This window comes from Paenibacillus sp. CCS19, assembly GCF_033239625.1.
In the GTDB taxonomy this organism is placed as follows: Bacteria; Bacillota; Bacilli; order Paenibacillales; family Paenibacillaceae; genus Paenibacillus_T.
In genome coordinates, this window is sequence record NZ_BTCK01000039.1 from 17,490 (window position 1) to 41,253 (window position 23,764).

The following is a 23,764-nucleotide window of genomic DNA, read 5'->3' on the forward strand; positions in this document are numbered from 1 at the left end:
GCTGCCAGAAGGGAATCCAAATAGAGGGTGCTTTGTTGTGTTTACTAGATTACGCGTCGAATCGATGCGCAGCTCGTTCCAGATCAGCCGCCTCCCACCGAGACCACTCCACAGCTTGCTGTGAAGGGAGAGAGCGGAAGGTCAGCCATTCCTTCGAGACTGGATGCGGGAAGGAGACGGAGCTTGACCAGAGCGCTACAGTGCCATGCGAGGCTGATCGCTGTCCGGAGGCCGCGCCATACTTGGCGTCGCCATACAGCGGACAGCCGATGGCTGACATCTGCGCACGAATCTGATGCGATCGTCCAGTGTGCAGCTTCACGGACACGAGAGAGAAGCCGCCGGATGATGCGATAACCGCATAATCCAGCACCGCTTCCTTCGCATCTGCTGTCGGACGATCGAACACGTCCGAAACGTTCCGTTTGCTGTCCTTGCGCATCCAATGCCGCAGCGTAGCTTGCGCTTGCTTAGGCGAGCCGTGAACGACTGCGATGTACCTCTTGCCGAACTCACGTGTACGAACCGTATCAGACAAGCGAGAAGCCGCTTTGGACGTCTTGGCGAACAGCATTGCGCCTCCGACGGGACGGTCAAGTCGATGGACCAGTCCGAGGAACACGTTGCCTGGCTTGTTGTGGCGGATCTTCAGATCCTCCTTAAGCAGCGTCAGCATATCCGGATCGCCAGATTCGTCTTCCTGCGACGGCGTTCCTGGCGGCTTGACGACGACCAGCACATGATTATCCTCGAACAGGACAGGAATCGGAGGGCGCTGAGATCCGTTAGGCTCAGCGGACGAGCCGGCCATTATTCGCCCGACTCCCAACGTCCCAGAATGCCGCAAGGCAGGTTCAATCCGGATTTCGTAATGGGCAGACCGATCTCGCCGCAATGAATTTGACCGCCGAACTTGCGGCCGACTGTCATTGTCAGAATGTTATGCAGAACCGATGGGGAGATACCGGTTGTGTATGAGTTGATCAGAACAAACAACGGCTTGTCCGATAGAATCGTCATGCACAGCTCCACGAATGGATACAGGTTTTCTTCCAGCTTCCACGTTTCACCATTCGTACCGCGTCCATAGGAAGGAGGGTCCATAATGATGGCGTCATATTGACGTTCACGGCGCTGTTCGCGTTGAACGAACTTGAAGACGTCATCCGTAATGTAGCGGATAGGCGCGTTTTGCAGCCCGGACAGCTCGGCATTCTCTTTGCACCATTGAACCATGCCTTTCGCAGCGTCAACGTGACACACCTCGGCTCCAGCTGCTGCAGCCGCAACTGTAGCGCCGCCAGTGTAGCCGAACAGATTCAAGACACGAATTGGACGGTTCGCGTTCCGAATTCGTTCCATAATCCAATCCCAGTTCACCGCTTGCTCGGGGAACAAGCCTGTATGCTTGAAGTTAGTCGGGCGAATATGGAAGGAGAGAGGACCATACGAGATCGTCCAGCGCTCCGGAAGCTTCGTGCGGAATTCCCATTGTCCGCCGCCTGAATTGCTGCGATGGTAATGGCCATCTGCAGTCTTCCATAGTCCGGTTTCATTGGTGATAGGCCAGATGATCTGCGGATCGGGGCGGCGAAGCGTATAGTTGCCCCACCGTTCGAGCTTATCCCCTTCGCCCGTATCAATAACTTCGTAATCTTTCCAATTGCTAGCGATATACATTCTGTAAGTCATTTCCTTCCTCGGTATTGAATTTATAGCCGACGCCGCGCATTGTGACGATCCAACGCGGATTCGTTGGATCAGGCTCAATCTTCTTACGCAGATTGCTCATGTGAACCATCAGCGTTCTTGTATCGCCAATGCTCTCAACACCCCATACAGCTTCATAGAGCGTTGCTAGATGAAAGGCGCGGTTAGGCTGCTTGGCAAGCAACGAAAGCAGTTCAAACTCTTTGACAGATAAAGCAACGTTCTGATTATGTACGCGAACCGTTCGAGCGGTCAGATCGATTACAAGTCCATCGAAAATCAGCAGGTTTCGATCATGCTCGCCATGATGCTGCATATTGAGCGTCTGACGACGCAGATGGGCCTTGATTCTAGCGACAAGCTGTCCTGGACTGAAAGGCTTCGTAATATAATCGTCGCCGCCTGCAGCCAAGCCGTTAATGACATCCTGATCATCACTCTTCGCGCTGACGAACAAAATCGGTACATCGATAATTTGGCGGATTTGTTGACATACATCCAGTCCGTTCAGCTGCTTGAGCAACACATCCAGCAGAATGAGATCCGGCTGAACTTGCGGGATCATACGTAGTGCATCCGGCCCATTATCAGCAGCGTACACGCTGTACCCTTCGCGCTGGAGATAGAGCGTAATGAGCTCAATGATTTCGGGTTCGTCATCTACGACCAAAATTTTGCTCACATTCATCTTCCATCCTCCTTGCTTTCTCGATTATTATAATCGAAGCGGCGCAAATGAAGCAACGACAACACGGCAGTATTCGCGGGCATACGCCTGACATTGTGCGCCAACGATCCGGGGAGGGTACGGCTATCCGCAAAAGAGTTTGGATTTTCGTCATCATGTTAATTATCGCAGTCATTCTGAATGTAGGGCTGTTCAACTCATTCAGCATGGGAGACAGTTCCGGTCACCCTAAGGCAGTAAAGGGAGAACTTGATCTAAGCGGGTGGGACTTCAAGCAGGATGGCAGTGTCAAGATGGATGGGACATGGGCATTCTATGGCGGCCAGCTGCTAGGTCCTAATGCCGATTGGAGCGATAGTTCTTTAGGGGAAAGTTTCGTTAGTGTACCTTCCTCTTGGAACAACTATGAACTAGAGCCTTCTGTCATTGATGGTCTCGGGTATGCGACGTATCGGCTCCACATTCGAGTGCCTGAGCAGCCAGGTACATTGGCGATTCGGGTGCCGAACATTATGACCGCTTATAAGCTGTGGATTAATGGAGAATTGATTGCAGAGGCGGGTCAAGTGGATGAGCTTGCGGAGAACAACAAGGCGGAGCAGTATCCGCGGGTCGTTTCTTTTGCCGCTAACAACGGTTCGGCTGAGCTCGTCATACAGGTATCCAACTACAAGCATCGCAAAGGCGGCATATGGACAAGCTTCTGGCTTGGCACGACGCAGGAGATCGCACGGCAAGAGGTGCTTGCGGTTGCAGAGCAGATGCTCATTATCGGCAGTCTGTTTATTATCGGCACCTATCATATGGGTCTTTATGCGTTTCGCAAAAGGGAACGGTTCACGCTGTCCTTCGGTTTGCTCTGCTTGTGCGTGGCGCTCCGGATGGGCGTTACGGGTGAAACGATGCTGTTCCAGCGGTTCCCAGGGGGCTCGTGGGAGCTGGGGATGCGGATTGAGTACATCGCATTCGCTCTGTGCGGTGTAACGGGATATACGTACATACACCGCATGTTCCCGCATGAAGGCTCCAAACGCACGTATTGGATCTTCAATACGATTGGGTACACGTTGTCTGTTGCGACGGCTGTACTGCCTGTGCTCACGTACACGCGCGTATTAGCGGCCTATCAGCTCTATATCGTCACTGTATGTGCAACCTGTCTGTATGTCGTCATTCGTGCTCTTATTCGCAAGCGGGAAGGAGCAGCGCTCGTACTGGCAGGCATTACGTTCTTTATCTTCACTGTCATTAATGACATTCTGTTCTACAGCGAACAACATGTATCTGTACAGCTTGTGCCGTTCGGTATTACGTTCTTCATATTGGTTCAATCCATCATTCTCTCGAATCGATTCACGCACGCCATGCAGCAAGTCGAGCTCGTATCAGACGAACTGCGCGAGTTGAATGCGAATCTAGAGCAGCGAGTAGAGCTTCGCACGAATGAGCTGAAGCAGTCGAACGAGTCTCTGGAGCTGTCGAATATCGAATTGGAGAAGCTGGAGAAATCAAGGCGGCATCTGCTGTCGAACATATCGCATGATTTGCGAACTCCGATGACGCTAGTGCAAGGTTATCTGGAGGCTATGCGGGATGGTCTGATTGAGGATAAAGACCAGCAGCAGCGTCATCTTAACATGATGCTCGGCAAGCTGTCGCGTCTCAACAGTCTGATCGATGATCTGTTCGAATTGTCCAAGCTGGAGGCGGGACAAGTCCGGTTCCACTACGAGAATGTGAGCGTGATCGGCTGGCTGGAATCGGTACAGTTCTCATTCGAGACCGATGTACAGCGGGCAGGTGGCGCACTCCGCACGATATACAACGGAACGACGCTTGCAGGCAATGAAATGTACGCAGCCGGAGCATCGTTAGGCTTAGGAATGCCAGAAATTCGGATCGACATCGCCCGCATGGAGCAGGTCATGTCAAATCTGATCTACAATGCGCTGCGTTATTTGCCAGACGTAGACAGCGAGAAGGAACGCCGAATTACGATAGAGGCAGTAGAGGAGCGAGGCACCGTAGTCATTGAAGTAACGGATACAGGCTGCGGCATCGACCCTGAAGATTTGCCTTATATCTTCGACCGTTTCTATAAGAAGGACAAGTCTCGCAATTCATCGGAAGGCGGAAGCGGGCTGGGGCTGTCTATCGTGAAAGAGATTATTCACCAGCACGGTGGATGGATCGAGGCGCGCAATACGGTGGATGAAGGAGCGTCTTTCCTCATCCGACTGCCATTGGCACTACATCGTTAAAGAAGAGGAGAGGGTAATATGGAAAGACAAGCATGGATTGCTGGAGGGGCGTTTGCCGTTAGCGCACTGCTATTCGGAGGGATTGTGCTGGCGCTGCCAGACGCAGGACCTCTTGCCGTTGATCGGCAGGCCGCAGAGGCGATTCAATCGATGGGGCAGCAGGGAGAGCAGCTGTGGGAAGCAGTAACGAATCTAGGCTCGTCCACGGTTATCGTGGCAGCAGCACTGCTATACAGCATCTGGTTCGGTCTTCACCGCCGTACTTGGGCTGCCTTATATATTCCAGCGTCTGGAATCGTCGCCTATGTCATCAATCAGCTGCTCAAGGGCTGGGTAGACCGTCCTAGACCTGCAGGTGCGTGGGGGATAGAGGTGGATGGTTCAAGCTTTCCGAGTGGCAATGCAATGCTCGCAATGGCTGTGTACGGAACGATTACGGCATCTTTCGTGCTGTACGCCTTAGCCGGCCGGGCTGCCAAGTGGATCGCATCGACCGTCGGTATAATAGGCATTGCTTGTGTTGGCTTCAGCCGGCTATTTTTCGGCGTGCATTACTTGAGCGACATTGCGGCAGGGTATGCAGCAGGTGCATTGGTTATGCTTCCCGCGCTTCATCTGATACATCATACATTGCATCGGAATCCTAGAGTGAATCGGAGTCATAGCGTCTAAATGAATAACGTTGGCATCATTCGGCAATCATTCCGACTGCCGGATGACATCAATCATTTTGTGAATCGACTGTTTGCGTTTGTCTTGATCCATATTGCTCAGCAGTCGAAAAATCTCAACGGTATCGGAGTTGATGCCGGACAATGTTTTGTCCGTTTCACCGCCGATAATGTAATCCAGCGAAACATCGAAATAGGAGGACAGCTTGATTAACGTATCATAGACCGGCTGTCTGTTGTTGATTTCATAATGGCTGTATGCCGAGCGGGTTATCCCGATTTGGCGCGCCACCTCCTCTTGTGATAAGTTTTTTCGAAGCCTCAGCTCCCTCAATCGATCTCCCATCGTCATGGTCATGTCATTGCTCCTTACGGTATACTGCAAGTTTGGACTTACGACTGCATAAAACCAGAAGTAGTCGTTTACTACTACATCCCTACCTCTTAATTTATGATACAAACTGTATCATTGTCAAGGATTAATGTTGCAACCTGTCGCAAACGTACATATTATTTTTGCTGCGTGGGAATACAAATTAACGCTTGAAAACGTTATACAGGAACGTTACAATGAGGAAGTGGAACTTGTTCGTACAAGTTGTTAAAGCGGAGAAGCCCAATTCATCTAGCACCTTGGTTATATGAATAAACCTTTGCGCGATATGGATAGGATTTGCTCGCAACATGTACATACAAGTCAAGATACGTCAATCATAATTATTCGCCACTATAAGGAGGACTCGTTCCATGCTTCAAACTAAACGTTATCAATTCTGGTTCGTAACCGGCAGCCAGCACTTGTACGGTCCTGAAACGCTGCAGCAAGTAGATGCTCATTCTTTCCAAATGGTAGAGAGCTTCAACCAAGATGCTGCGATTCCTTTCGAAATCGTATTCAAACCGGTTGTCAAGACGCCGGAAGAGATCTTCCAAGTATGTAAAGATGCAACGGCTGACGACAACTGTGCAGGTATCATCACTTGGATGCACACATTCTCTCCTTCGAAAATGTGGATCGCAGGTCTGAACGCACTCAAGAAGCCTTTGCTCCACCTGCACACGCAATTCAACCGTGACATTCCATGGGAAACGATCGACATGGACTTCATGAACTTGAACCAATCGGCACACGGCGACCGTGAGCATGGCTTCATCGGCGCTCGCATGGGCGTAGCTCGTAAAGTTGTTGTCGGCCACTGGGAAGAAGCAGGCGTTCGCGAGAAGCTCGCAGGCTGGCAGCGTACGGCTGTAGCATTCTCGGAAGGCACGAACCTGAAGGTCGCGCGCTTCGGCGATAACATGCGTCAAGTAGCGGTAACGGAAGGCGATAAAGTAGAAGCGCAAATCAAATTCGGCTGGTCGATCAACGGCTACGGCATCGGTGACCTGGTTGAGCGTGTAAACGCTGTAACAGAAGCACAAGTTGACGCGCTGATGACCGAATACCACGAATCCTATGAAATTACGGCCGAAACGCAAGCGAATGCAGCGGCTATGGACTCGATCCGTTATCAAGCTCGCATCGAGATTGCAATGAAATCGTTCCTCGAAGAGGGCGGCTTCTCGGCATTCACGACGACGTTCGAAGATCTGCACGGCATGAAGCAGCTCCCAGGTCTTGCTGTTCAACGTTTGATGGAGCAAGGCTACGGCTTCGCTGGCGAAGGCGACTGGAAGACAGCAGCTCTGACGCGCATGATGAAGATCATCGCTGAGAACAAAGATACGTCGTTCATGGAAGATTACACGTACCACTTCGAGCCAGGCAACGAGATGATTCTCGGCGCTCATATGCTCGAGGTTTGCCCGACGATCTCGGCTACGAAGCCGCGCATCGAAGTTCATCCACTCGGCATCGGCGGCAAAGAAGATCCAGCGCGTATTACGTTCGACGGCAAATCGGGCAAAGCAGTTAACGCATCGCTCATCGACATGGGCAACCGTTTCCGCCTGATCATCAGCGAAGTGGAAGCTGTACAACCTACGCAAGATCTGCCGAACCTGCCGGTAGCACGCGTTCTGTGGAAGCCAGAGCCATCCCTTGCTGTATCGGCAGAAGCATGGATCCATGCAGGCGGCGCTCACCACACGGTACTGTCGTACGCAGTTACGACGGAGCAGCTGCTTGACTGGGCTGAACTGACGAACATTGAAGTTGTCGTAATCGGCAAAGATACGACAATTCAACAGTTCCGCAACGAGCTTCGTTGGAACGACCTGTACTACCGTCTCAACCGCTAATTATAATAAAGAACGCTTCGTCATCTTGGATGACGAAGCGTTTATTTTTTTCTCTACCCACCCAAACCCTCAAAAATTTCTACCCACCCAAACCCTCCCTGCAAGGGAGGGCCCCCGGGGTTTCCAACCCCGGGACCCCGGAAGGACTGGTCTATAGACAGCGATAAAGGGGATCGTTTCGGCTGTGTCTAGGTGCGATAGAACGTCCGCATACAGTTCGACGCTATTGAGCTGGAGTGTGCTAGTGCTCGCTTTCGTCCCTATGGGACACGCTTTACGATTGGCGCTCTAGCGAGGGGAACCCTGCGGGATCTAAGGGCTTAATAGGGTAGTACTTCGCGTCTTCGACGCGACAATTGGTACATTTACACCTGGAAGTAAGCTGTGCGGCCTTTCAATTCGGCCGATTGGGCGCGCATGTATTCGGATGAGGCTGCGATTTCCTCCATGACAGCGGTTTGCTCTTGCGTGGACGAGAGGACGTCGCGTGCTTCTAAAGTGATGGCGGAAGCAGCTTTCATCACGCGTCTCGCTTCGTCAAGCAGCTTGGCTGCATCGGATGTCTGGCTCGTGCAGAAATCTGCTATACGAGTGACAGACTCGCCAACTTGTGCCGTCTCTGCGTTCATTTGGTGCAAGGCACTCGCAATCGACTCGCCGCGTTCCGATTGCTGTTTGACATCGGCGAGCTGAGCTGCGATTTTGTCGCTGACCGATTCAAAACGGATCTGAACATCTTGGACCAGCTGACGGATGTCGCCAACGGCTTCGGCGCTCTTGGTCGCCAGCTTCTTCACTTCGCCGGCAACGATCGAGAAACCAAGGCCATGCTCGCCGGCGCGTGCCGCTTCGATCGATGCATTAAGCGCTAGAAGGTGGGTCTGCTCGGCGAATTCCGCACTGACATCTGATACTTGGCTAATCTGGTGCACCTGCTGTTCGAGGGAGCGGACGGCTTGTTCAAGCTCAATGCTTTGCTCTGCCATTCGGCGCAAGTCGGTAAGCATGAATCCAATTGAAGCCGTTCCGGCTCGAGTCGTCTCCGTCATCTGTTCGGCCAACCGGCTGGTCGCTTCGGCTTCTGTCTCATTGTGGGAAGCGTATTGAACGAGACGGTCGATCGATTTGGCCATGACGGTCGATGAACGTTCTTGACTGTCTGCATCGGCTGCGATTCGTTCTACCGCGGTAGCGATTCGTTCGATATGATGGGCCGCTTGTTCGATAGCGAGCTTTAATTCATCTGCGCTTGCATCAGCCGAATTCGCATTGCTAGTCAAGCCTGCGACAATCGTGCGCCAGTCCGTCAGCATGCGATGGAAGGAAGTGGACAGCTGCTGCAGTTCGTCGCCAGTGCCTCTTGCTTGGACATCGACGAGCAGATTGCCTTCTGCTGCTTCGTCAGCGGCTCGAGTCAACTGCACGAGCGGCTTGATCAGCCAGGCGGCGGTCAGCCAGCCTAGAATGCCTGTCCAGATGATGCCAAGGCTTAAAGTCCCGATGCTGAAGGCCCAATCCGGTATGGAGGATGGCATCCAATTCTTCAAGACGAGGATGAAAAATGCGCTAGTACCATATGTAACGATGGAGACAGCTGTGATGCCGAGTACCATTTTTCGAACAAGGCCGAAGTTTCGCTCTTTCATTGGTCGTTTTCCCTCACTTTTTGTCGAAGTATGAATGATTGGAATAATTGTACTATACATGCTTATCAGAGGGCGTCAGGGAATTCCCTGATTGTGATATTTATCATTTTGGACAATTGTTCGAACGGGTTAGCGATGGTAACAAAGCGTAGGATGGAGTATACTTTTATATAGAAGATAGGCATAGCAATAAGGGATTACCGTTTACTTGTTAGCGGATTGAGAAAGGATGTAGTAACGTCATGATCGTAAAGACAGAAGAGGAATGGCAAGGATTACGCGAGATTGGAGCAATTGTTGCCCATGTACGCGATACGCTGATCGCACAAGTGCGAGAGGGAATCACGACGCTTGAGCTGGACCAGATGGGCGGCGAGCTGCTGGCTAAATATGGGGCGGAATCAGCACCGATCAAAATGTACGAGTTTCCGGGACATACTTGCATCAGCGTGAATGAAACGGTGGCGCATGGCATTCCAGGCGATCTCGTGTTGAAAGTCGGCGATATCGTCAATGTGGACGTATCGGCGTATAAGAACGGTTTCTATGCAGACACAGGCGCGACAACGGTTGTACAACCGGATTCGTCTCCGATCAAGCAGCGTCTGCTCGAAGCTGCGGAGTACGCGGTTGACGTGTCGATCAAGAAGGCGCGCGCAGGCGCGAAGCTGAACAGCATCGGCGCTGCCGTATTCCGCGAGACGCGCAAGCGCGGCTTCCACATCGTGCAGAACCTGACGGGCCACGGCATCGGACGTTCGCTGCATGAGGAGCCGGAGCATATTGTAAGCTATTACGATCCAGACGATAAAACGATTCTCGAGGACGGCCAAGTCATCGCGCTCGAGACGTTCGTATCGACAGGCGCAGACCACGTCATTCAAGGCTCGGACGGCTGGGCGCTTATGACGACGGACGGCAGCCTGGTGGCTCAATTCGAGCACACGGTTGTGGTAACAAAGGACAAAGCAGTTATTCTGACGCTGGGCGGCCAGCTGGAAGACTAACGTGAAACGGGCTCTACGAGTGTTTAAAAAACACCTTGTAGAGCCCGTTGTTGTGTAAAGGGAGCAGGGTAGGGGATTGTGTAGGTGCATCGTGCACCTACTGGAGTAGCTGGCGCTGATGGAGCGAATAAGGTGCAGGAATGCACCACATGAGGTATAGCTGGCGCTGATGGAGCGAATAAGGTGCAGAAATGCACCATGTGAGGAGCAACTGGCGCTGATGGAGCGAATAAGGTGCAGAAATGCACCATGTGAGGAGCAATTGGCGCTGGTGGAGCGAATAAGGTGCAGAAGTGCACCACATGAGGTATAGCTGGCGCTGGTGGAGCGAATAAGGCGCAGGAATGCACCACGTACGGGGTGCGACATCTGCAGCTCGAGCCTAATCCTACATACTCATCAAAAAAAGGGACTGACCCTCGCGACGGCGAAGGTGCAGTCCCTTCATCATTTACGCTTGCACTGCCTCTTGTGCGATCGACTCGCCGAGTACGACTTCGACGAGGTGTTCGCGGCCGTCGCCGAATGCAGGCACGACAGCGTTCTCGAGCTGCTGGCCGTTCACGGATACGCGTGCTACGCCTTTGCTCACATGATCCGGATTCGTAATAACGATCCGATAGGTGTCGCCGCGGAATACGCGCGTAATCTCGAGGCGATCCCATGCTTGCGGGATACATGGATTGATGCGTAGACCGTCGAAGTCCGGTTGGATACCGAGAATCGCTTGCGTAATCGCGATATAGTTCCACGCTGCCGTACCTGTCAGCCACGAGTTTTTCGCTTCTCCGTGACGTACAGCATCTTTGCCTGCGATCATCTGGGCATAAACGTATGGCTCCATGCGGTGAATCTCGCTAATATCTTCAAGGTACGCAGGGGCAATTTTCTTGTACAAGTCGAATGCTCGGTCGCCGCGGCCAAGAACCGTCTCCGCCATCATGATCCACGGATTGTTGTGGCAGAAAATGCCCGCATTTTCTTTGTAACCCGGAGGGTAGGAGGAGATTTCTCCCAGGTTCAAATAGTACTCCGAATATGGCGGCTGCTGCAGCACGATTCCGTAATCCGTCTCCAGATGCTCCTTAACCGATTCCAGTGCTCGAAGTGCACGGCCATCCTCTACGCCGATGCCCGCCATAACGCAGAAGCCTTGCGGTTCGATGAAAATACGGCCTTCATCGTTCGTATGGCTGCCGATCGGGTTACCGAAGTGGTCGTATGCGCGGAGGAACCAATCGCCGTCATACCCATGCTCCAGCGTAACTTCACGCATTTGATCGATGTATGCTTGTGCTTCAGCTGCTTCTTGATCCAGACCGCGGCGTTTACACAGCTCAACGTAATCAGGACCTACGAATACGAACAAGCCTGCGATGAAGACGGATTCTGCGATGCGGCCTTCGATGTTCTGGGTCGTCTGGAACGATTCGCCTGGTTCCTTGGAGAAGCAGTTCAGGTTCAAGCAGTCGTTCCAGTCTGCGCGGCCGATGAGCGGGAGACCGTGCGGTCCAAGGTTGTTGATCACATGGAAGAACGAACGTTTCAAATGCTCGAACAGCGTTGCCGTGTTGTCTGGATTGCAGTCGAACGGCACTTGTTCGTCGAGAATGGACATGTCGCCTGTTTCCTTGATATACGCAGCCGTACCGAGAATGAGCCAGAGGGGATCGTCGTTGAAGCCGCTGCCGACTTCGTTGTTGCCTTTCTTCGTGAGCGGCTGGTATTGGTGATACGCAGAACCATCCTCGAATTGCGTGGAAGCAATGTCGATGATCCGCTCGCGAGCGCGCTCAGGGATTTGATGCACGAAGCCAAGCAGGTCTTGGTTCGAATCGCGGAAGCCCATGCCGCGGCCGATACCCGATTCAAAATACGAAGCGGAGCGGGACATGTTGAACGTAACCATACATTGATACGGGTTCCAGATGTTGACCATACGGTCAAGCTTCTCGTCGCCGGATGCAATCGTGTACTTGCTGAGCAGTCGCTCCCAGTACGCTTCAAGGTCGAACATCGCTTGCTGCACGTCTGCTTTCGTTGCGAAACGCTGGATCATTTCGTAAGCACGCGATTTGTTGATGACGCCTGGAGCGGACCATTTTTCTTCTTCCGGATTCTCCACGTAACCAAGGACGAAGTTGAACGAACGCTCTTCGCCTGGCTCCAGCGTAATGTTCAGCTGGTGGGAAGCGATTGGCGACCAGCCGCTTGCTTTAGAGTTGGATGCATGACCAATTGTCACCGCATGAGGAGCGTCAAGGCCGTTATAAGCGCCGAGGAACGATTCGCGGTCCGTGTCGTAACCATCGATTGGCGAGTTGACCGAATAGAAGGAGAAATGATCGCGGCGCTCGCGGTATTCTGTTTTGTGATAAATAACCGAATCTTCGATTTCAACTTCGCCCGTGCTCAGGTTGCGTTGGAAGTTCGTCATGTCGTCATTCGCATTCCATAAGCAAAATTCTACGAACGAGAACAACTTCACCGATTTCGTCGTATTCGATTTGTTCGTTACCGTAACTTGGTGCACTTCGCCCGTATACGACAGCGGTACGAGCGACAGCTGCGTAACGCTGATGCCATTGCGTTCGCCTGTAATCGACGTATAGCCGAGGCCGTGACGGCATTCGTAGCGGTCAAGCTTCTTCTTCACCGGCATCCAGCCCGGCGTCCAGATGTCGCCTTCGTCGTTAACGTAGAAGTAACGACCGCCATTATCGACAGGGATGTTGTTGTAGCGGTAACGCGTCAAGCGGCGAAGACGAGCGTCACGGTAGAAGCAATAGCCGCCGGCCGTGTTGGAGATCAGTCCGAAGAAGGTTTCATTGCCGAGATAGTTGATCCAAGGGTAAGGCGTCTGCGGCGTCGTGATGACATATTCCTTGTTCACATCATCGAAGTAACCGAATTTCATTGGATAAAGCAGCTCCTCTCGAAATGGGAATTAGTTATATTCAACTAACTTGTTATGAACTAACTAACGCGCGTTAGCTCACGCCAAAAAGAAGTGAACCTTGGGATAGGTTCACAGACGCTTGCAGGAATCTCGGATGATAAGTTCGGTAGGAAAAGATGAGGAAAGAGGTGATGAGGTGCCACTGCTGCACATGCCGACAATCTGATTGACCGCTTCCTTCGACATATCGTAGATCGGCAGGCGAACCGTACTGAGGCTCGGGATGTATTGCGATGCGATCGGAATGTCGTCGAAACCGATAATCGAGATGTCATCGGGTACCCGTATGCCGTTGTCGTGAAACGCTTGAATGGCGGCGAGCGCCATATCGTCGTTGGCGGAAAATAAGGCTGTCGGCATATGGTCCAGCTTTAGCATGCGAACAATTTGCTCATAGGCGGCGTCTTTCAGAAAATCGCCATCGACGATATCACGATCATCATAAGGAAGGCCATACTCATTCATAATCGTCTCGTACGCAAGAAAACGTTGGCGGCCGGAATACGTATTCATCCTGCCTCGGATATGGCCGATCCTGCGATGGCCAAGCCGAATGAGATGACGCATCGCTTCGCAAGCCCCTTCGAAATCATCCGAGTTAATGATCGACATCGGATGCTGGTCCAAGGCCTGGTCCGTCAATTCGCTTGTGTCATAGTCGATTAGAACGAACGGTTTGCCGAGACGAGCAATATCCGTGATACACTCAGTATCTTTCTGTGTACCGACGATAATGCCGCCGTCGATTCGCCGCTGCTGATAGGCTTGCTTGATTTTCAAGTAATCGTCCTGCGTGTAAACGGTGTGAACGAGCACATAATAGCCGGCTGCGTTGGCCGTGTCGATAACGGTATCGACGATAGGCGCGAAGTAGTGATTCTGGTAGATACGATTGCCGGTTAGGCGCTCAGCCATGCTGACAACGAACAGTCCGATCGTATCCGTCCCTTTGCCGGCTAGCGCTCGGGCGGATGTATTCGGCTCGTAATGATACTGTTCGATGATTCGCAGAACCTTCTCGCGTGTCCGCTGCGGGATGTCGGGGTAGTTGTTAAGAACACGGGATACGGTGCTGCGAGATACGCCTGCCAGCTTGGCAATGTCTTCACTTCGCATGATTTGCTCCCTTCTGGACGCGCGTTAGTGCCATTATATACCGGAAAAGGGAATGCGGCAATCGGTACTTGGGAAACAAAATGGATCAAACTAAAGTCCTAAAATGGAAAATTGTCTAAAATAGAACCATTATGTGCTATGTTGTAGACGGTTCGAAGGCTATAATAGAGGAGGACATGTGCGGACAAGCCTTAGAAGGCTGTAGTTTGTACGTTCAATCGCGATATTAGAAGGAGCGAACCTCATTCATGTCAATCAATGTGTATTTGAATTTCAACGGGAACACCCGCGAAGCAGTCGAATTCTACGCGCAAGTATTCAACACGGAGATTGTCACGATTTCTACGTTTGGCGAATCGCCGCAAAGCCCGGATTTCCCACTGCCTGAAGAGGCGAAGAATCTGATCATGCACGCGATGATCAACGTTGGCTCCTCGCCGATGATGTTCTCGGATACGTTCCCAGGCATGCCATTCACGCTAGGTAATAACATCACGTTGTCCTACCAAGGCAGCAGCGAGGACGAGCTTCGCTCCATCTTCAATAAGCTGTCGGATGGAGGCACTGTAGGCATGGAGCTTCAAGAAACGTTCTGGAGCAAATGCTACGGTCAAGTAACGGATAAGTTCGATATTAATTGGCAGTTGAATCTGCCTCCACAACAATAAGCAAGGCTGTAAGATTGGCCGGCGCGTCTCATGACGAGATGCGCCGGTTTTTATTTTGTCATCGTATTGGAAAGTTTAACGTTCATAGACGAAGGGGCATCCATACGAGTCTCGAATTTTCCGCTGAAGGCTTCATTGACAGGAGGGAGCAGATCGAGCTATGATGGAGAAGTCGATTTAGTAATTTAGTAAATTAGTAAATGGAGATGATCCCTACATGAACATTCCTACATCATTAAAACATAAGCCGGTCATTGTATCGGAGAACTATGAGCAGGTCGATGGACGTTTCGCAGGCAAGACGGACGCGAAGGGACTGTCGCTTGGGCTTGCGCAATGGAACGATAGAGGCAAAGTCGATATTTCGGCCAAAGTGTGGCGTTATACAGGCGAGAAATGGTCGAGACAGTCGGAGGAGCTGCCGCTTCACCGCGTGCTTGACCTTGCGATTCTGATATCGCGGTCGATGTCCCATTTTCGCGAGGCATACCGGTATGAGAATTTGTATGACCCGGCGAACCCAACCATCGATCGGGTTGGTCTGCAAGGCGATGCGATGACGGTGTCTGTATGCACGGACAATGATCGAATTAACGAAGACATTAAGCTGTTCAATCAAGCGTTGAGTGATGACGGCGAGCTAATCGGCGAAAGGCTGCGCGTGCTGTCGAGTATTTTGAAGGATATGGGGTATTAAGGCGCTATGGATAAAAGCAGACGCAAGGAGCTGCAGGAGCAGTTCAAGGAAATAAAGACGTTCATGGGCATTACGCAGATTACGAATAAGGTGAACGGGAAGATCTTCATCGACAGTCATCTGAATCTGAAGAACAAATGGCTTACGCTTCAAATGCAGCTTGATATGGGCCGATTTGCGAACCTGGAGCTGCAGAAGGACTGGAAAGAGTTCGGCAAGGAAGCGTTTACGTACGAAGTGCTGGAACAGAAGGATACGGAGAAAATCGCCGACGTGAAGTGGGAGCTCAAGATGCTCGAGAAGCAGTGGCTTGAGAAGCTACAGCCATACGGGGATAAGGGCTATAACAAGCCGCCTAGACAGTCATAAATGAAACGCACTTATGGATTGCCCCTTAATCTGCAACGAATATCCAATCTGGATGTTCTCTGCAGGCTAAGGGGTATTTGTGCTAAGTTAGCGTGTCGAAGGAAATAATGAGAAGAAACGCGCCAAGGGCGTATTTGATTGCGGAGGTTGATTCCATGCTTATCGTTCATGCTCATCTACAAATCATTCCGGACCAAGAGGAAGTATTCCTTGAGGCAGTCCATGTCCTGCTCCCAGCGAGTCGAGCGGAGGAAGGAAATATCGCTTACGATTTGCTGAAAAGCACAGAACAGGAGCATCGCTACACGATGGTAGAGTTGTGGCGGGATCAAGCTGCGATTGCTCTCCACAACGCGAGCGAGCATTTTCAATCGTTCGTCAAACAAGCGTCTGCATTCATGGCTGCGCCGATGGATCTGCAAGTGTTTAACGGCGAGCGGGTGTAAGTATCGTTATTAACGAAGGAGCCGCTTCACATGGAAGCAGCTCCTTCTTAATTGCTTGCGATTGAACGAAGCCACGTCTCGATTTTCTCGATTTGTTCCTCGTAATGACATAGTGCTTGCAGTGTAGCCATTACTTGTTCCGTACCAAGCTGCTGCTCCGCAGCATCATTGCTTTCAATTCCAAGCGAGCGTCTAAGATTATAGGCTAGCCAGCCGAGCTTGCCGGTGAAACCGCTTGACAATACGATTCGCCAATCTGTCGCCAGAGGCCCTGTCTTGGCTTGATAGGCATGAATGAAAGCTAGAAAACGCTTCTGATCTGCATTGCCGGCACGATCCGTCGCCCAATACAGCGCTGTCTCGATTAAGTCCTGCATCGGATTAATAAAGCCCGCGCATTCCCAATCAATAATGGTTGGGATCCTATTGTCCCAAAGCACATTTTTCGGATCGAGATCATTATGGCTGATGACGGTATGAACGGAAAGTTTAATGACAGCTTCGTTAGCTTCGGCATCCCATATGTATAGTTTATCGATGATATCGCGCAGCTGTTCGATCCAACAGAGCATTCTGTCTTCGCCTAGTTTCAAATATTCATTCCAATCTATCGTTTGCTCACCGTTTGCTGCATTTGGCGGTTCAATCGATAAGGTCGAGAAATCGGCGAGATGGAGGTCCGCCAATATCGCTCCGATTGTTGTGCAGTGATTAATGGATATGTCGTCTGGCTTCAAAACGACGCCTTCAACCCAATTGAAGGCTTGCAAATAGTAGTGGCCAAGCTTATGCAGCGTTACTCCATCAAATTGAATCGCAGGGGCAGCAGGCACGACTTTCGCGGCTATGTTGGCAATTCGCTCGGAACGAACAAAATTCGTTATCGCCGTTGGGCGCTGCATGATGAATGAATTTAGCACTTTGATTGCGAATCTGCCTTGTGTAGTCTTGATTCCATACATATGATGCAAATATCCGCCAGACAAAGGCAGTGGTTCGCCTTGCAGTTGGCCAAGCGAAAGAACGGAGCAAAGGTGTTGGAAGGGTATAGTCGTCATTGATTCGGTCATTAATTTCCTATTCCTCTCTAGTCATTTGCCTGGTCTGCAAACGATATGTCAAATTGCAATGCGCCATCGGTTGCGAAACGAAGCAGCCGCTCTCCTTCATCCTTAAGCAATTGTCGCTGTTCGGATGTCAGTGAATGGAACGGTTCAATATTCAGCACGGCTGTGTTCCCTCGCTCTTGAATCGTCCATAAGCCGGCAACAAATCCGTCGACAAGAATGGAAGCTTTCACAAGACCATTGTTCGTAATGATGCGGCGGCGATCGGAATCATCGATGATTCTGGTTCGATCCGCATGCGACAGCAGAATATGATCGAATTCCCCTAGAAAGCGAGGCGCAGCCTCAGTAGATGAATCAGGACGCGGAGCATCCGGCAGATCGAACAGTTCTTCGCCTTGTTCATTCTGAAACAGAATAAGTCTCGGGCGCATATGCTCGAACAGATCACGGAGCTTCGTCAATCCGGACCACGCTTGAAAATCTTTCACTGCAGCAGGTCCGTACGCCTGCAAATACCGCACCAACAAAGCTTCAGCAACGGTTCCAAGCGAGAGGGACTGACCCAGCCAAGCTTCGATCGTCGTATGCAGAGCTTGTCCGCTTACACCCCATAACCCGCGCGGAGGCACTTGGACAAGCGGCACCGAATTACGAACGGCTGCTCCAAGCGCATCGTGATCCACTGTAGGCCACTGTTCATTTAAACGCTTACCTAGGTCGCTTAAGGTCATGGGTCCCGCAGTCTCGAGTATCTCACGACCAGCAGCAGCTGCTGCTTGAAGATCGACACCAGCGATATGTTTGCCGTAGGCGCCTTTCAGCGCGCGATCAAGAACGGGCTGGATCCAAGGACGAAGCGCAAGCGCATCGCGTGTCGATACGAGATGAATAGTAGAGCGCATTAACGCGATACGAACCACTTGCTTATGGATAATTAATTCGGCCAAATGTTCCTGTTGGAAGTTCTCAAGCCTATTCCATAACGCGTAATAAGGTGGATTCACAGCTTGTGCTTGCAGACCGATAAATCGTTCGATGGCTTCCATAGACGATATATTCTCACGCTGCAGCAGCATTTGCCGAGCCAGCAATGCACGATTAAGCTCACGTTGATTAATCACGGGAAGTGATGAATCGTTATTTGATTTCATGCAGTAATCTCCTTATTTCTATTGGGGAGGTTAATCGGAATTAATTTCCATACTATTGCGGAGAGATAGGCGCGTCAACTGTTTGCAACTACTCGAAATAAAACGGTGCTCCTAAAGGAACCCTTAGGTGGATGGAAGAGGGAGGATTTTGCTGCCTCATGTCGAATTTTATTTATAGAAGTTATGAGAATTCTGTCGAAATTGCTAGACGCATACATAATGGGGAGGCTTGGCAATGAACTCGAAATTCGCAAATACGAAGTATTTGGTCAGAAAGCAAATATTATCACTGTTGGGCGCTAAATTTGAGATTTTCGATGAGAATGAACAAGTAGTCATGTTCTCGCAGATGAAGGCGTTCAAGCTGAAGGAAGATATTCGGCTGTATAGCGACGAATCCATGCAGCAAGAGCTGATTACGATTCAAGCGCGCAGCGTTATCGATTTCTCAGCTACTTATGATGTCGTGGACGCAGTGACAGGTGAGAACCTCGGATCGCTCCGCAGGAAAGGCATGAAGTCGATTCTGAAGGATGAATGGGTCATTCTCAATGCTTCCGAAGAAGAGGTTGGCCTCATTCAAGAGGACAGTGTAATGATGGCGCTGCTCAGAAGATTCTTGACGAATCTGATTCCACAGAAGTTCAGCGTATCGCTTCGCGGCAATAAAGTGACGGAGTTTAAGCAGAACTTCAATCCTTTCGTCAGCAAGCTGAATGTCGATTTCTCGCTGGATACGAATAATGAGCTGGATCGCCGCTTAGGGCTTGCCGCTGCCATTCTAATGGTTGCGATCGAAGGCAAACAAGGATAACGAACGATTCGCAATCGTGCTCGAAGGACACGAATCCGAAAGGGTTTGTGTCCTTTTTGCCGCATATTTGGTAAGATTGTGGTGAAACTTACCCGCGGAGGTGCAGCTAGTGCAAGGAACGGAACGTAAACCTAACCGATTGATTAATGAGAAATCCCCATATCTGCTACAACATGCCCATAACCCGGTCGATTGGTATCCGTGGGGCAGAGAAGCATTCGACAAAGCAAAGAAGGAGAATAAGCCGATCTTCCTATCGATTGGTTATTCAACCTGCCACTACTGTCATGTCATGGAGCGGGAATCGTTCGAGGACGATGAAATAGCTGCGCTGCTGAATAAAGATTTTGTAGCGGTCAAAGTGGACCGCGAGGAGCGCCCGGACATCGATTCGCTGTATATGGCAGCATGCCAGGCGATGACAGGAGGCGGCGGCTGGCCGCTTACGATACTCATGACGCCGAAGCAGGAGCCGTTCTTCGCAGGCACATATATTCCGAAGGAACGCACAGCAGGTCGACATGGGTTGAATGAACTGCTGACGCAGATTTCGAATAAGTGGCGTAATGGCCGCTCGGAAGTAAACGGAATCGCAACTAAAATCCGCGCGGAACTGGACAAGCACCGCTCAACCGCATCCAAAGGAAAATGGGACCCTTCGATGGCGGAGCAGGCCTATAATACGTACACGCAAATTTTCGATGAAGAGGACGGCGGATTCGGCAGCGAGCAGAAGTTCCCAATGCCGCACAATTGGTCGTTAATGTTGGCTTATGATGCGAAGGTTGATCAGCCGAATGCGCTTCGAATGACAGAAGAGACGCTGGACGCGATGTGGCGCGGCGGTATCTTTGACCATATCGGATATGGGTTCTCTCGTTATTCGACGGATTCCCGCTGGTTGGTTCCGCATTTTGAGAAAATGCTGTGCGACAACGCTCAGCTTGCGATCCTATATACAGAGGCGTATCAAAGAACCGGCAATCCGTTGTATCGGACGATTACGGAGCAGATCTTCACTTATGTAGAGCGCGAGATGACGGATGCGAACGGCGGCTTCTACTCGGCTGAAGATGCCGATTCGGAAGGTGTTGAAGGGAAGTTCTATGTCTGGACGCCGCAGGAAGTGGAGGCTGTGCTCGGCGCAGAAGCTGCTCAGCGTTTCAATCGGGTGTATGATATCACCGAAGAGGGCAACTACAAGGGCAGCAGCATTCCGAACCTGATTAACACGGCGATTGGAGAAATAGCTGCTGAATTGGGACTTACGGTTGAAGCGCTGGAGGCTGAGCTGGATGCCGGCCGCACCAAATTGTATGAAGCACGGAAGAATCGCGTTCGTCCGTATAAGGACGACAAAATCCTTACCGGATGGAACGGGCTGATGATTGCCGCTCTGGCATTCGGCGCTAAAGCTTTCGGTGAATCGGTCTACGCAGAGCGTGCAGAGCGCGCAGCTCGCTTCTTGAAGGACAAGCTTGTGCGAGAGGATGGCAGACTGCTTGCGCGTTATCGGGACGGAGATGCCGCCATTCCAGCCTTCCTCGACGATCATGCTTATCTGCTGTGGGGGTTGAACGAGTTGTACGAAGCGACGTTCAATCCGGAGTGGCTGGAATGGGCACAGACCGTAGCCGATCAAATGATTCGTCTGTTCGGCGACCGTGCTTACGGCGCGTTCTTCTTCACAGCGTCGGACGCGGAGAAGCTCATCATCCGTCTGAAAGAAACGATGGACGGCGCACAGCCATCCGGCAATAGCGTGGCAGCAAGACAGCTGCACAAGCTGTTTCGGTTGACGGGCGAAATCCATTACCGCGATTGGGCAGTCGGAACGCTTGATGGCCTGTCCGATGCGGTCAGCAAGTTCCCGAGTGCGCATGCGATGATCCTGCTTGCTGGACTCGCTGCGGAATCGGCTGGCCCGGATGTGGTCATCACGGGCGATCGCGCTGACTCCGAGACGGCAGCTATGATTGCAGCCGCTCAACAGGCTTACGCACCGCATGGTACGATTGTATTCGTTCCAGCGGGAGACGAGGGGGCGGCAATGCGGGAGAAGTGGCCGCATGTAGCTGACAAAGGGCTAGTTGATGGCAAGCCGGCAGCGTATGTATGCCGGGACTTCACATGCCAAGCGCCTGTGACCAGCAGCGCAGCGCTGAAGGAACAGCTTGGCGGTGTTCGTTTGCAGTAACAGGAAGAAGCCAGTTGGCAGAGATGCCAACTGGCTTTTTTTGGTGAACGCCTATGAATTGGATAAGTTCTCGAACGTTTTCTTATTTCTTCTGCAGCAAAGAAGTCCACAGGGATGAGTCCTCATAGCCGAGGCGCCAGAAGGCAACGCCTGCGAGGTCATACTTATTAGCGATATCGACTCGCTTCAAGACGGAAGCGGAAGTCTCCGCCCAGAATACGTAGGTGTAGCCGCCTTCCGTGTACTTGTATTTCGTTTGACCCGACACAGGGTCGTAGGTGCCAACCGCTTGCTTATCGGCAATGACCTTCGACAGCTGATTCATGAAGATAGCACGCGACACGTAGGCGCCATTCGTATCCTTCACGATGTTGCCCTGCGCGTCCAGCTTCCATTCGCGCACATAGAACGGAATGCCAAGCATCACTTTCGAGCGTGGAATGCCATAATTCAAATATTGCTGAACGCCTTGCTCGACCCAGCCGAGCTCAGCGACGGAACCTGGCGTATCGCTGCCCTTCCAGTGCTGATCATAGGCCATCATGACAACCGTATCGACAATCTCGCCAATCGCGGCGAAGTCGTAGGCGGTCTTATCATTCCATGCCACATCACCGCGGATAAGATCAATCGAAACCTTCAGCTTACTCGCGTGTGCTGCAGTCGTCAGCTCCTTCACGAACGAGGTGAACGCTGCACGATCTGATGCGGCGAGTCCCTCAAAGTCAAGGTTGATGCCTTCCGCGCCAAGCTCATACGCTCTGCCTACGAGCTTCTTGATGAACGACTGCCGAGCGGTCGAGTTCGCAAGGAAAGCGGTCGTCAACTTGGCATCAAAATTGTTATGAACAAGCGGCCAGAGCTTAATGCCTTGGGACTGGATTGAAGCGGCCAGCTCATTAGTAGAGCGGTCTGTCAGCGTTCCTGACGAATCAGACAACTCGAACCAAGTCGGCGAATCGATATCGAGGCCTTGCGTACCCGCTAGCTGACCAAGCACAGAGTTGGCATCTGAGGTGCCGTTCCAGCCGAGGTACAGCAGTTTTTGTTCGTTAGACCAGATCGTATGTCCGTCAGCGGTCTGAACAGATGCATCGGCATAAGTTGCCGCATAGGAGACAGCTGCTGCGCGCGTATGGAAGGAAGTCAGCTTCCTATCGTTCTGATAGGCCGTTAGGAACGGCGTATTCGTCCACCATTCTTTGCCGTCTGCAATGACCTGCGTATTCGCGAAACGCTTCGCGTATTTGATAGCCGACTGCAAATCCAAGAGCGGATTGCCGATCGCACGGCCATTCTGGAATACTTGATAATGCGGCGCATTCGAGTGAGCGACAAAGCCCGTCGAAGTGTTGACCACTTCACTGTTCGGAATAGACGCAGCATAGTGCACGGCGTCCGTCAGAGCAGCGTACATGTTGTTGTCAGCAGGCGCACCATCCACGATGATCTGATAAACTGCAGCGCCTGCACGCTGCTGAGTCAGCTGCGCCGCAGTAATGTTGTTCCATACCCATTTGGTCGACGTAATATCGACGATATGGACATTTGACCACTTCTTCGCTTCTTTCTTCGCTTCGTCCAGCGTCATGAAAGACCAGGCTGGTTTGGTCTTGTCCCCTTGATAAAGCTGGTAAACCGCATAGCGGCTGTAGAGCCAGCCCGGCTGTTCGAGGTCGCGAACATGGGCATTTGTTAATGTCTTTGCTAGTTTCAACGCTTCTTCATATGTACGGAATTGTCGTGCTGCGTTGGTTTCTCCATTCTGGTAGACGACATATCTTGGAAAATTGTCCCACATCCACGTATGCGATGCGATTTTCTCCACATGGGAGTATGCGAAGGATTGCGCATATTTGACGGCGTCTGCATAGACCGCGAACTCTTTCAACGCTTTATCGTTCTGATAAACGCGGTATTGCGTCATCTTGGCTGCTTGTGCGGCATCGACATGTCCGCCAGTCCATATTCCTGCACCTGTCTGAAGCGCGACCAGCAGCGCTGTTGCAGCTAACCATTGGCGTTTCATAATGCTATCTCTCACTCTCCCTAA

At 51.6% G+C, this 23,764-nt stretch carries 20 protein-coding genes; 10 read left to right on the plus strand and 10 right to left on the minus strand.

The features are described from left to right. Nucleotides 1-49 precede the first annotated feature (49 nt). Genes SBI19_RS22365 through SBI19_RS22375 form a run of 3 tightly spaced genes read right to left on the minus strand, consistent with a single transcriptional unit; the run spans nucleotide 50 to nucleotide 2,398 of the window. Nucleotides 50-811 (minus strand): RluA family pseudouridine synthase, encoded by a 762-nt coding sequence (locus SBI19_RS22365; protein ID WP_317971741.1) that lies wholly within the window; start codon nucleotides 809-811, stop codon nucleotides 50-52. Further along, nucleotides 811-1,680: a class I SAM-dependent methyltransferase gene (locus SBI19_RS22370; RefSeq protein WP_317971779.1), complete on the minus strand. Its 870-nt coding sequence runs from the start codon at nucleotides 1,678-1,680 to the stop codon at nucleotides 811-813. Before SBI19_RS22370 ends, SBI19_RS22365 begins: the two co-directional genes overlap by 1 nt. Next, nucleotides 1,667-2,398, minus strand: a complete 732-nt coding sequence (locus tag SBI19_RS22375; RefSeq protein WP_317971742.1) for a response regulator transcription factor — start codon at nucleotides 2,396-2,398, stop codon at nucleotides 1,667-1,669. Before SBI19_RS22375 ends, SBI19_RS22370 begins: the two co-directional genes overlap by 14 nt. Nucleotides 2,399-2,445: 47 nt before the next feature. Between SBI19_RS22375 and SBI19_RS22380 the strand changes: the two genes are divergently transcribed. Both SBI19_RS22380 and SBI19_RS22385 read left to right on the plus strand, forming a co-directional pair. Continuing rightward, nucleotides 2,446-4,659, plus strand: a complete 2,214-nt coding sequence (locus tag SBI19_RS22380) for an ATP-binding protein (protein WP_317971743.1) — start codon at nucleotides 2,446-2,448, stop codon at nucleotides 4,657-4,659. A gap of 18 nt (nucleotides 4,660-4,677) precedes the next feature. Continuing rightward, nucleotides 4,678-5,331 (plus strand): phosphatase PAP2 family protein, encoded by a 654-nt coding sequence (locus SBI19_RS22385; RefSeq protein WP_317971744.1) that lies wholly within the window; start codon nucleotides 4,678-4,680, stop codon nucleotides 5,329-5,331. A gap of 27 nt (nucleotides 5,332-5,358) precedes the next feature. On the opposite strand, the gene SBI19_RS22390 is transcribed toward SBI19_RS22385, so the two are convergent. Further along, nucleotides 5,359-5,688 (minus strand): helix-turn-helix transcriptional regulator, encoded by a 330-nt coding sequence (locus tag SBI19_RS22390; protein WP_317971745.1) that lies wholly within the window; start codon nucleotides 5,686-5,688, stop codon nucleotides 5,359-5,361. A gap of 389 nt (nucleotides 5,689-6,077) precedes the next feature. Here SBI19_RS22390 and araA point away from each other — a divergent pair, with 389 nt between their 5' ends. Continuing rightward, complete coding sequence (araA, locus tag SBI19_RS22395) at nucleotides 6,078-7,571, plus strand: L-arabinose isomerase (protein WP_317971746.1); 1,494 nt, start codon at nucleotides 6,078-6,080, stop codon at nucleotides 7,569-7,571. Nucleotides 7,572-7,936: 365 nt separating this feature from the next. Here the strand turns inward: araA and SBI19_RS22400 are convergent, their stop codons facing one another. Next, the gene (locus SBI19_RS22400; RefSeq protein ID WP_317971747.1) at nucleotides 7,937-9,217 is read right to left on the minus strand and encodes a methyl-accepting chemotaxis protein; all 1,281 of its coding nucleotides are present in this window, start codon (nucleotides 9,215-9,217) and stop codon (nucleotides 7,937-7,939) included. 242 nt (nucleotides 9,218-9,459) lie between these two features. Between SBI19_RS22400 and map the strand changes: the two genes are divergently transcribed. Further along, nucleotides 9,460-10,224, plus strand: a complete 765-nt coding sequence (map, locus tag SBI19_RS22405; RefSeq protein WP_317971748.1) for a type I methionyl aminopeptidase — start codon at nucleotides 9,460-9,462, stop codon at nucleotides 10,222-10,224. A gap of 451 nt (nucleotides 10,225-10,675) precedes the next feature. On the opposite strand, the gene SBI19_RS22410 is transcribed toward map, so the two are convergent. Together SBI19_RS22410 and SBI19_RS22415 are read right to left on the minus strand one after the other, a co-directional pair. Further along, entirely contained in the window at nucleotides 10,676-13,141 is a 2,466-nt protein-coding gene (locus tag SBI19_RS22410; protein WP_317971749.1) for a glycoside hydrolase family 94 protein, read from the minus strand. Nucleotides 13,142-13,252: 111 nt separating this feature from the next. Continuing rightward, entirely contained in the window at nucleotides 13,253-14,299 is a 1,047-nt protein-coding gene (locus tag SBI19_RS22415) for a LacI family DNA-binding transcriptional regulator (protein WP_317971750.1), read from the minus strand. Between the two features lie 248 nt (nucleotides 14,300-14,547). Between SBI19_RS22415 and SBI19_RS22420 the strand changes: the two genes are divergently transcribed. The 4 genes from SBI19_RS22420 (at nucleotide 14,548) to SBI19_RS22435 (ending at nucleotide 16,479) form a co-directional block, all read left to right on the plus strand. Continuing rightward, entirely contained in the window at nucleotides 14,548-14,967 is a 420-nt protein-coding gene (locus SBI19_RS22420; protein WP_317971751.1) for a VOC family protein, read from the plus strand. A 217-nt stretch (nucleotides 14,968-15,184) separates the two neighbouring features. Then, nucleotides 15,185-15,664: a DUF6530 family protein gene (locus tag SBI19_RS22425; protein ID WP_317971752.1), complete on the plus strand. Its 480-nt coding sequence runs from the start codon at nucleotides 15,185-15,187 to the stop codon at nucleotides 15,662-15,664. Between the two features lie 6 nt (nucleotides 15,665-15,670). After that, nucleotides 15,671-16,033 carry a GIY-YIG nuclease family protein gene (locus SBI19_RS22430; protein WP_317971753.1) on the plus strand — a complete coding sequence of 121 codons (363 nt, stop codon included), beginning with the start codon at nucleotides 15,671-15,673 and terminating at the stop codon, nucleotides 16,031-16,033. A 155-nt stretch (nucleotides 16,034-16,188) separates the two neighbouring features. Then, on the plus strand, nucleotides 16,189-16,479 hold the full coding sequence (locus tag SBI19_RS22435; protein ID WP_317971754.1) for a putative quinol monooxygenase: 291 nt from the start codon (nucleotides 16,189-16,191) through the stop codon (nucleotides 16,477-16,479). A gap of 47 nt (nucleotides 16,480-16,526) precedes the next feature. On the opposite strand, the gene SBI19_RS22440 is transcribed toward SBI19_RS22435, so the two are convergent. Further along, nucleotides 16,527-17,549, minus strand: a complete 1,023-nt coding sequence (locus SBI19_RS22440) for a phosphotransferase (RefSeq protein WP_317971755.1) — start codon at nucleotides 17,547-17,549, stop codon at nucleotides 16,527-16,529. 17 nt (nucleotides 17,550-17,566) lie between these two features. After that, the gene (locus tag SBI19_RS22445; RefSeq protein ID WP_317971756.1) at nucleotides 17,567-18,700 is read right to left on the minus strand and encodes a winged helix DNA-binding domain-containing protein; all 1,134 of its coding nucleotides are present in this window, start codon (nucleotides 18,698-18,700) and stop codon (nucleotides 17,567-17,569) included. Between the two features lie 235 nt (nucleotides 18,701-18,935). Here SBI19_RS22445 and SBI19_RS22450 point away from each other — a divergent pair, with 235 nt between their 5' ends. After that, the gene (locus SBI19_RS22450; protein WP_317971757.1) at nucleotides 18,936-19,514 is read left to right on the plus strand and encodes an LURP-one-related family protein; all 579 of its coding nucleotides are present in this window, start codon (nucleotides 18,936-18,938) and stop codon (nucleotides 19,512-19,514) included. 109 nt (nucleotides 19,515-19,623) lie between these two features. Further along, nucleotides 19,624-21,711, plus strand: coding sequence for a thioredoxin domain-containing protein (locus tag SBI19_RS22455; RefSeq protein ID WP_317971758.1), 2,088 nt, complete (start codon nucleotides 19,624-19,626; stop codon nucleotides 21,709-21,711). Nucleotides 21,712-21,793: 82 nt separating this feature from the next. Here SBI19_RS22455 and SBI19_RS22460 read toward each other — a convergent pair whose 3' ends face one another. Next, a complete protein-coding gene (locus SBI19_RS22460; RefSeq protein ID WP_317971759.1) occupies nucleotides 21,794-23,740 on the minus strand; it encodes a glycosyl hydrolase family 18 protein in 1,947 nt (648 codons plus the stop codon). Nucleotides 23,741-23,764 lie beyond the last annotated feature (24 nt).

Coding starts and splice junctions, on each gene's coding strand:
- SBI19_RS22410 (WP_317971749.1), bottom strand. CDS start 13,141: ATGAAATTCGGTTACTTCGATGATGTGAACAAGGAATATGTCATCACG.
- SBI19_RS22380 (WP_317971743.1), top strand. CDS start 2,446: ATGAAGCAACGACAACACGGCAGTATTCGCGGGCATACGCCTGACATT.
- araA (WP_317971746.1), top strand. CDS start 6,078: ATGCTTCAAACTAAACGTTATCAATTCTGGTTCGTAACCGGCAGCCAG.
- map (WP_317971748.1), top strand. CDS start 9,460: ATGATCGTAAAGACAGAAGAGGAATGGCAAGGATTACGCGAGATTGGA.
- SBI19_RS22420 (WP_317971751.1), top strand. CDS start 14,548: ATGTCAATCAATGTGTATTTGAATTTCAACGGGAACACCCGCGAAGCA.
- SBI19_RS22390 (WP_317971745.1), bottom strand. CDS start 5,688: ATGACCATGACGATGGGAGATCGATTGAGGGAGCTGAGGCTTCGAAAA.
- SBI19_RS22375 (WP_317971742.1), bottom strand. CDS start 2,398: ATGAATGTGAGCAAAATTTTGGTCGTAGATGACGAACCCGAAATCATT.
- SBI19_RS22430 (WP_317971753.1), top strand. CDS start 15,671: ATGGATAAAAGCAGACGCAAGGAGCTGCAGGAGCAGTTCAAGGAAATA.
- SBI19_RS22370 (WP_317971779.1), bottom strand. CDS start 1,680: ATGTATATCGCTAGCAATTGGAAAGATTACGAAGTTATTGATACGGGC.
- SBI19_RS22435 (WP_317971754.1), top strand. CDS start 16,189: ATGCTTATCGTTCATGCTCATCTACAAATCATTCCGGACCAAGAGGAA.
- SBI19_RS22385 (WP_317971744.1), top strand. CDS start 4,678: ATGGAAAGACAAGCATGGATTGCTGGAGGGGCGTTTGCCGTTAGCGCA.
- SBI19_RS22450 (WP_317971757.1), top strand. CDS start 18,936: ATGAACTCGAAATTCGCAAATACGAAGTATTTGGTCAGAAAGCAAATA.
- SBI19_RS22440 (WP_317971755.1), bottom strand. CDS start 17,549: ATGACCGAATCAATGACGACTATACCCTTCCAACACCTTTGCTCCGTT.
- SBI19_RS22365 (WP_317971741.1), bottom strand. CDS start 811: ATGGCCGGCTCGTCCGCTGAGCCTAACGGATCTCAGCGCCCTCCGATT.
- SBI19_RS22425 (WP_317971752.1), top strand. CDS start 15,185: ATGAACATTCCTACATCATTAAAACATAAGCCGGTCATTGTATCGGAG.
- SBI19_RS22415 (WP_317971750.1), bottom strand. CDS start 14,299: ATGCGAAGTGAAGACATTGCCAAGCTGGCAGGCGTATCTCGCAGCACC.
- SBI19_RS22400 (WP_317971747.1), bottom strand. CDS start 9,217: ATGAAAGAGCGAAACTTCGGCCTTGTTCGAAAAATGGTACTCGGCATC.
- SBI19_RS22445 (WP_317971756.1), bottom strand. CDS start 18,700: ATGAAATCAAATAACGATTCATCACTTCCCGTGATTAATCAACGTGAG.
- SBI19_RS22460 (WP_317971759.1), bottom strand. CDS start 23,740: ATGAAACGCCAATGGTTAGCTGCAACAGCGCTGCTGGTCGCGCTTCAG.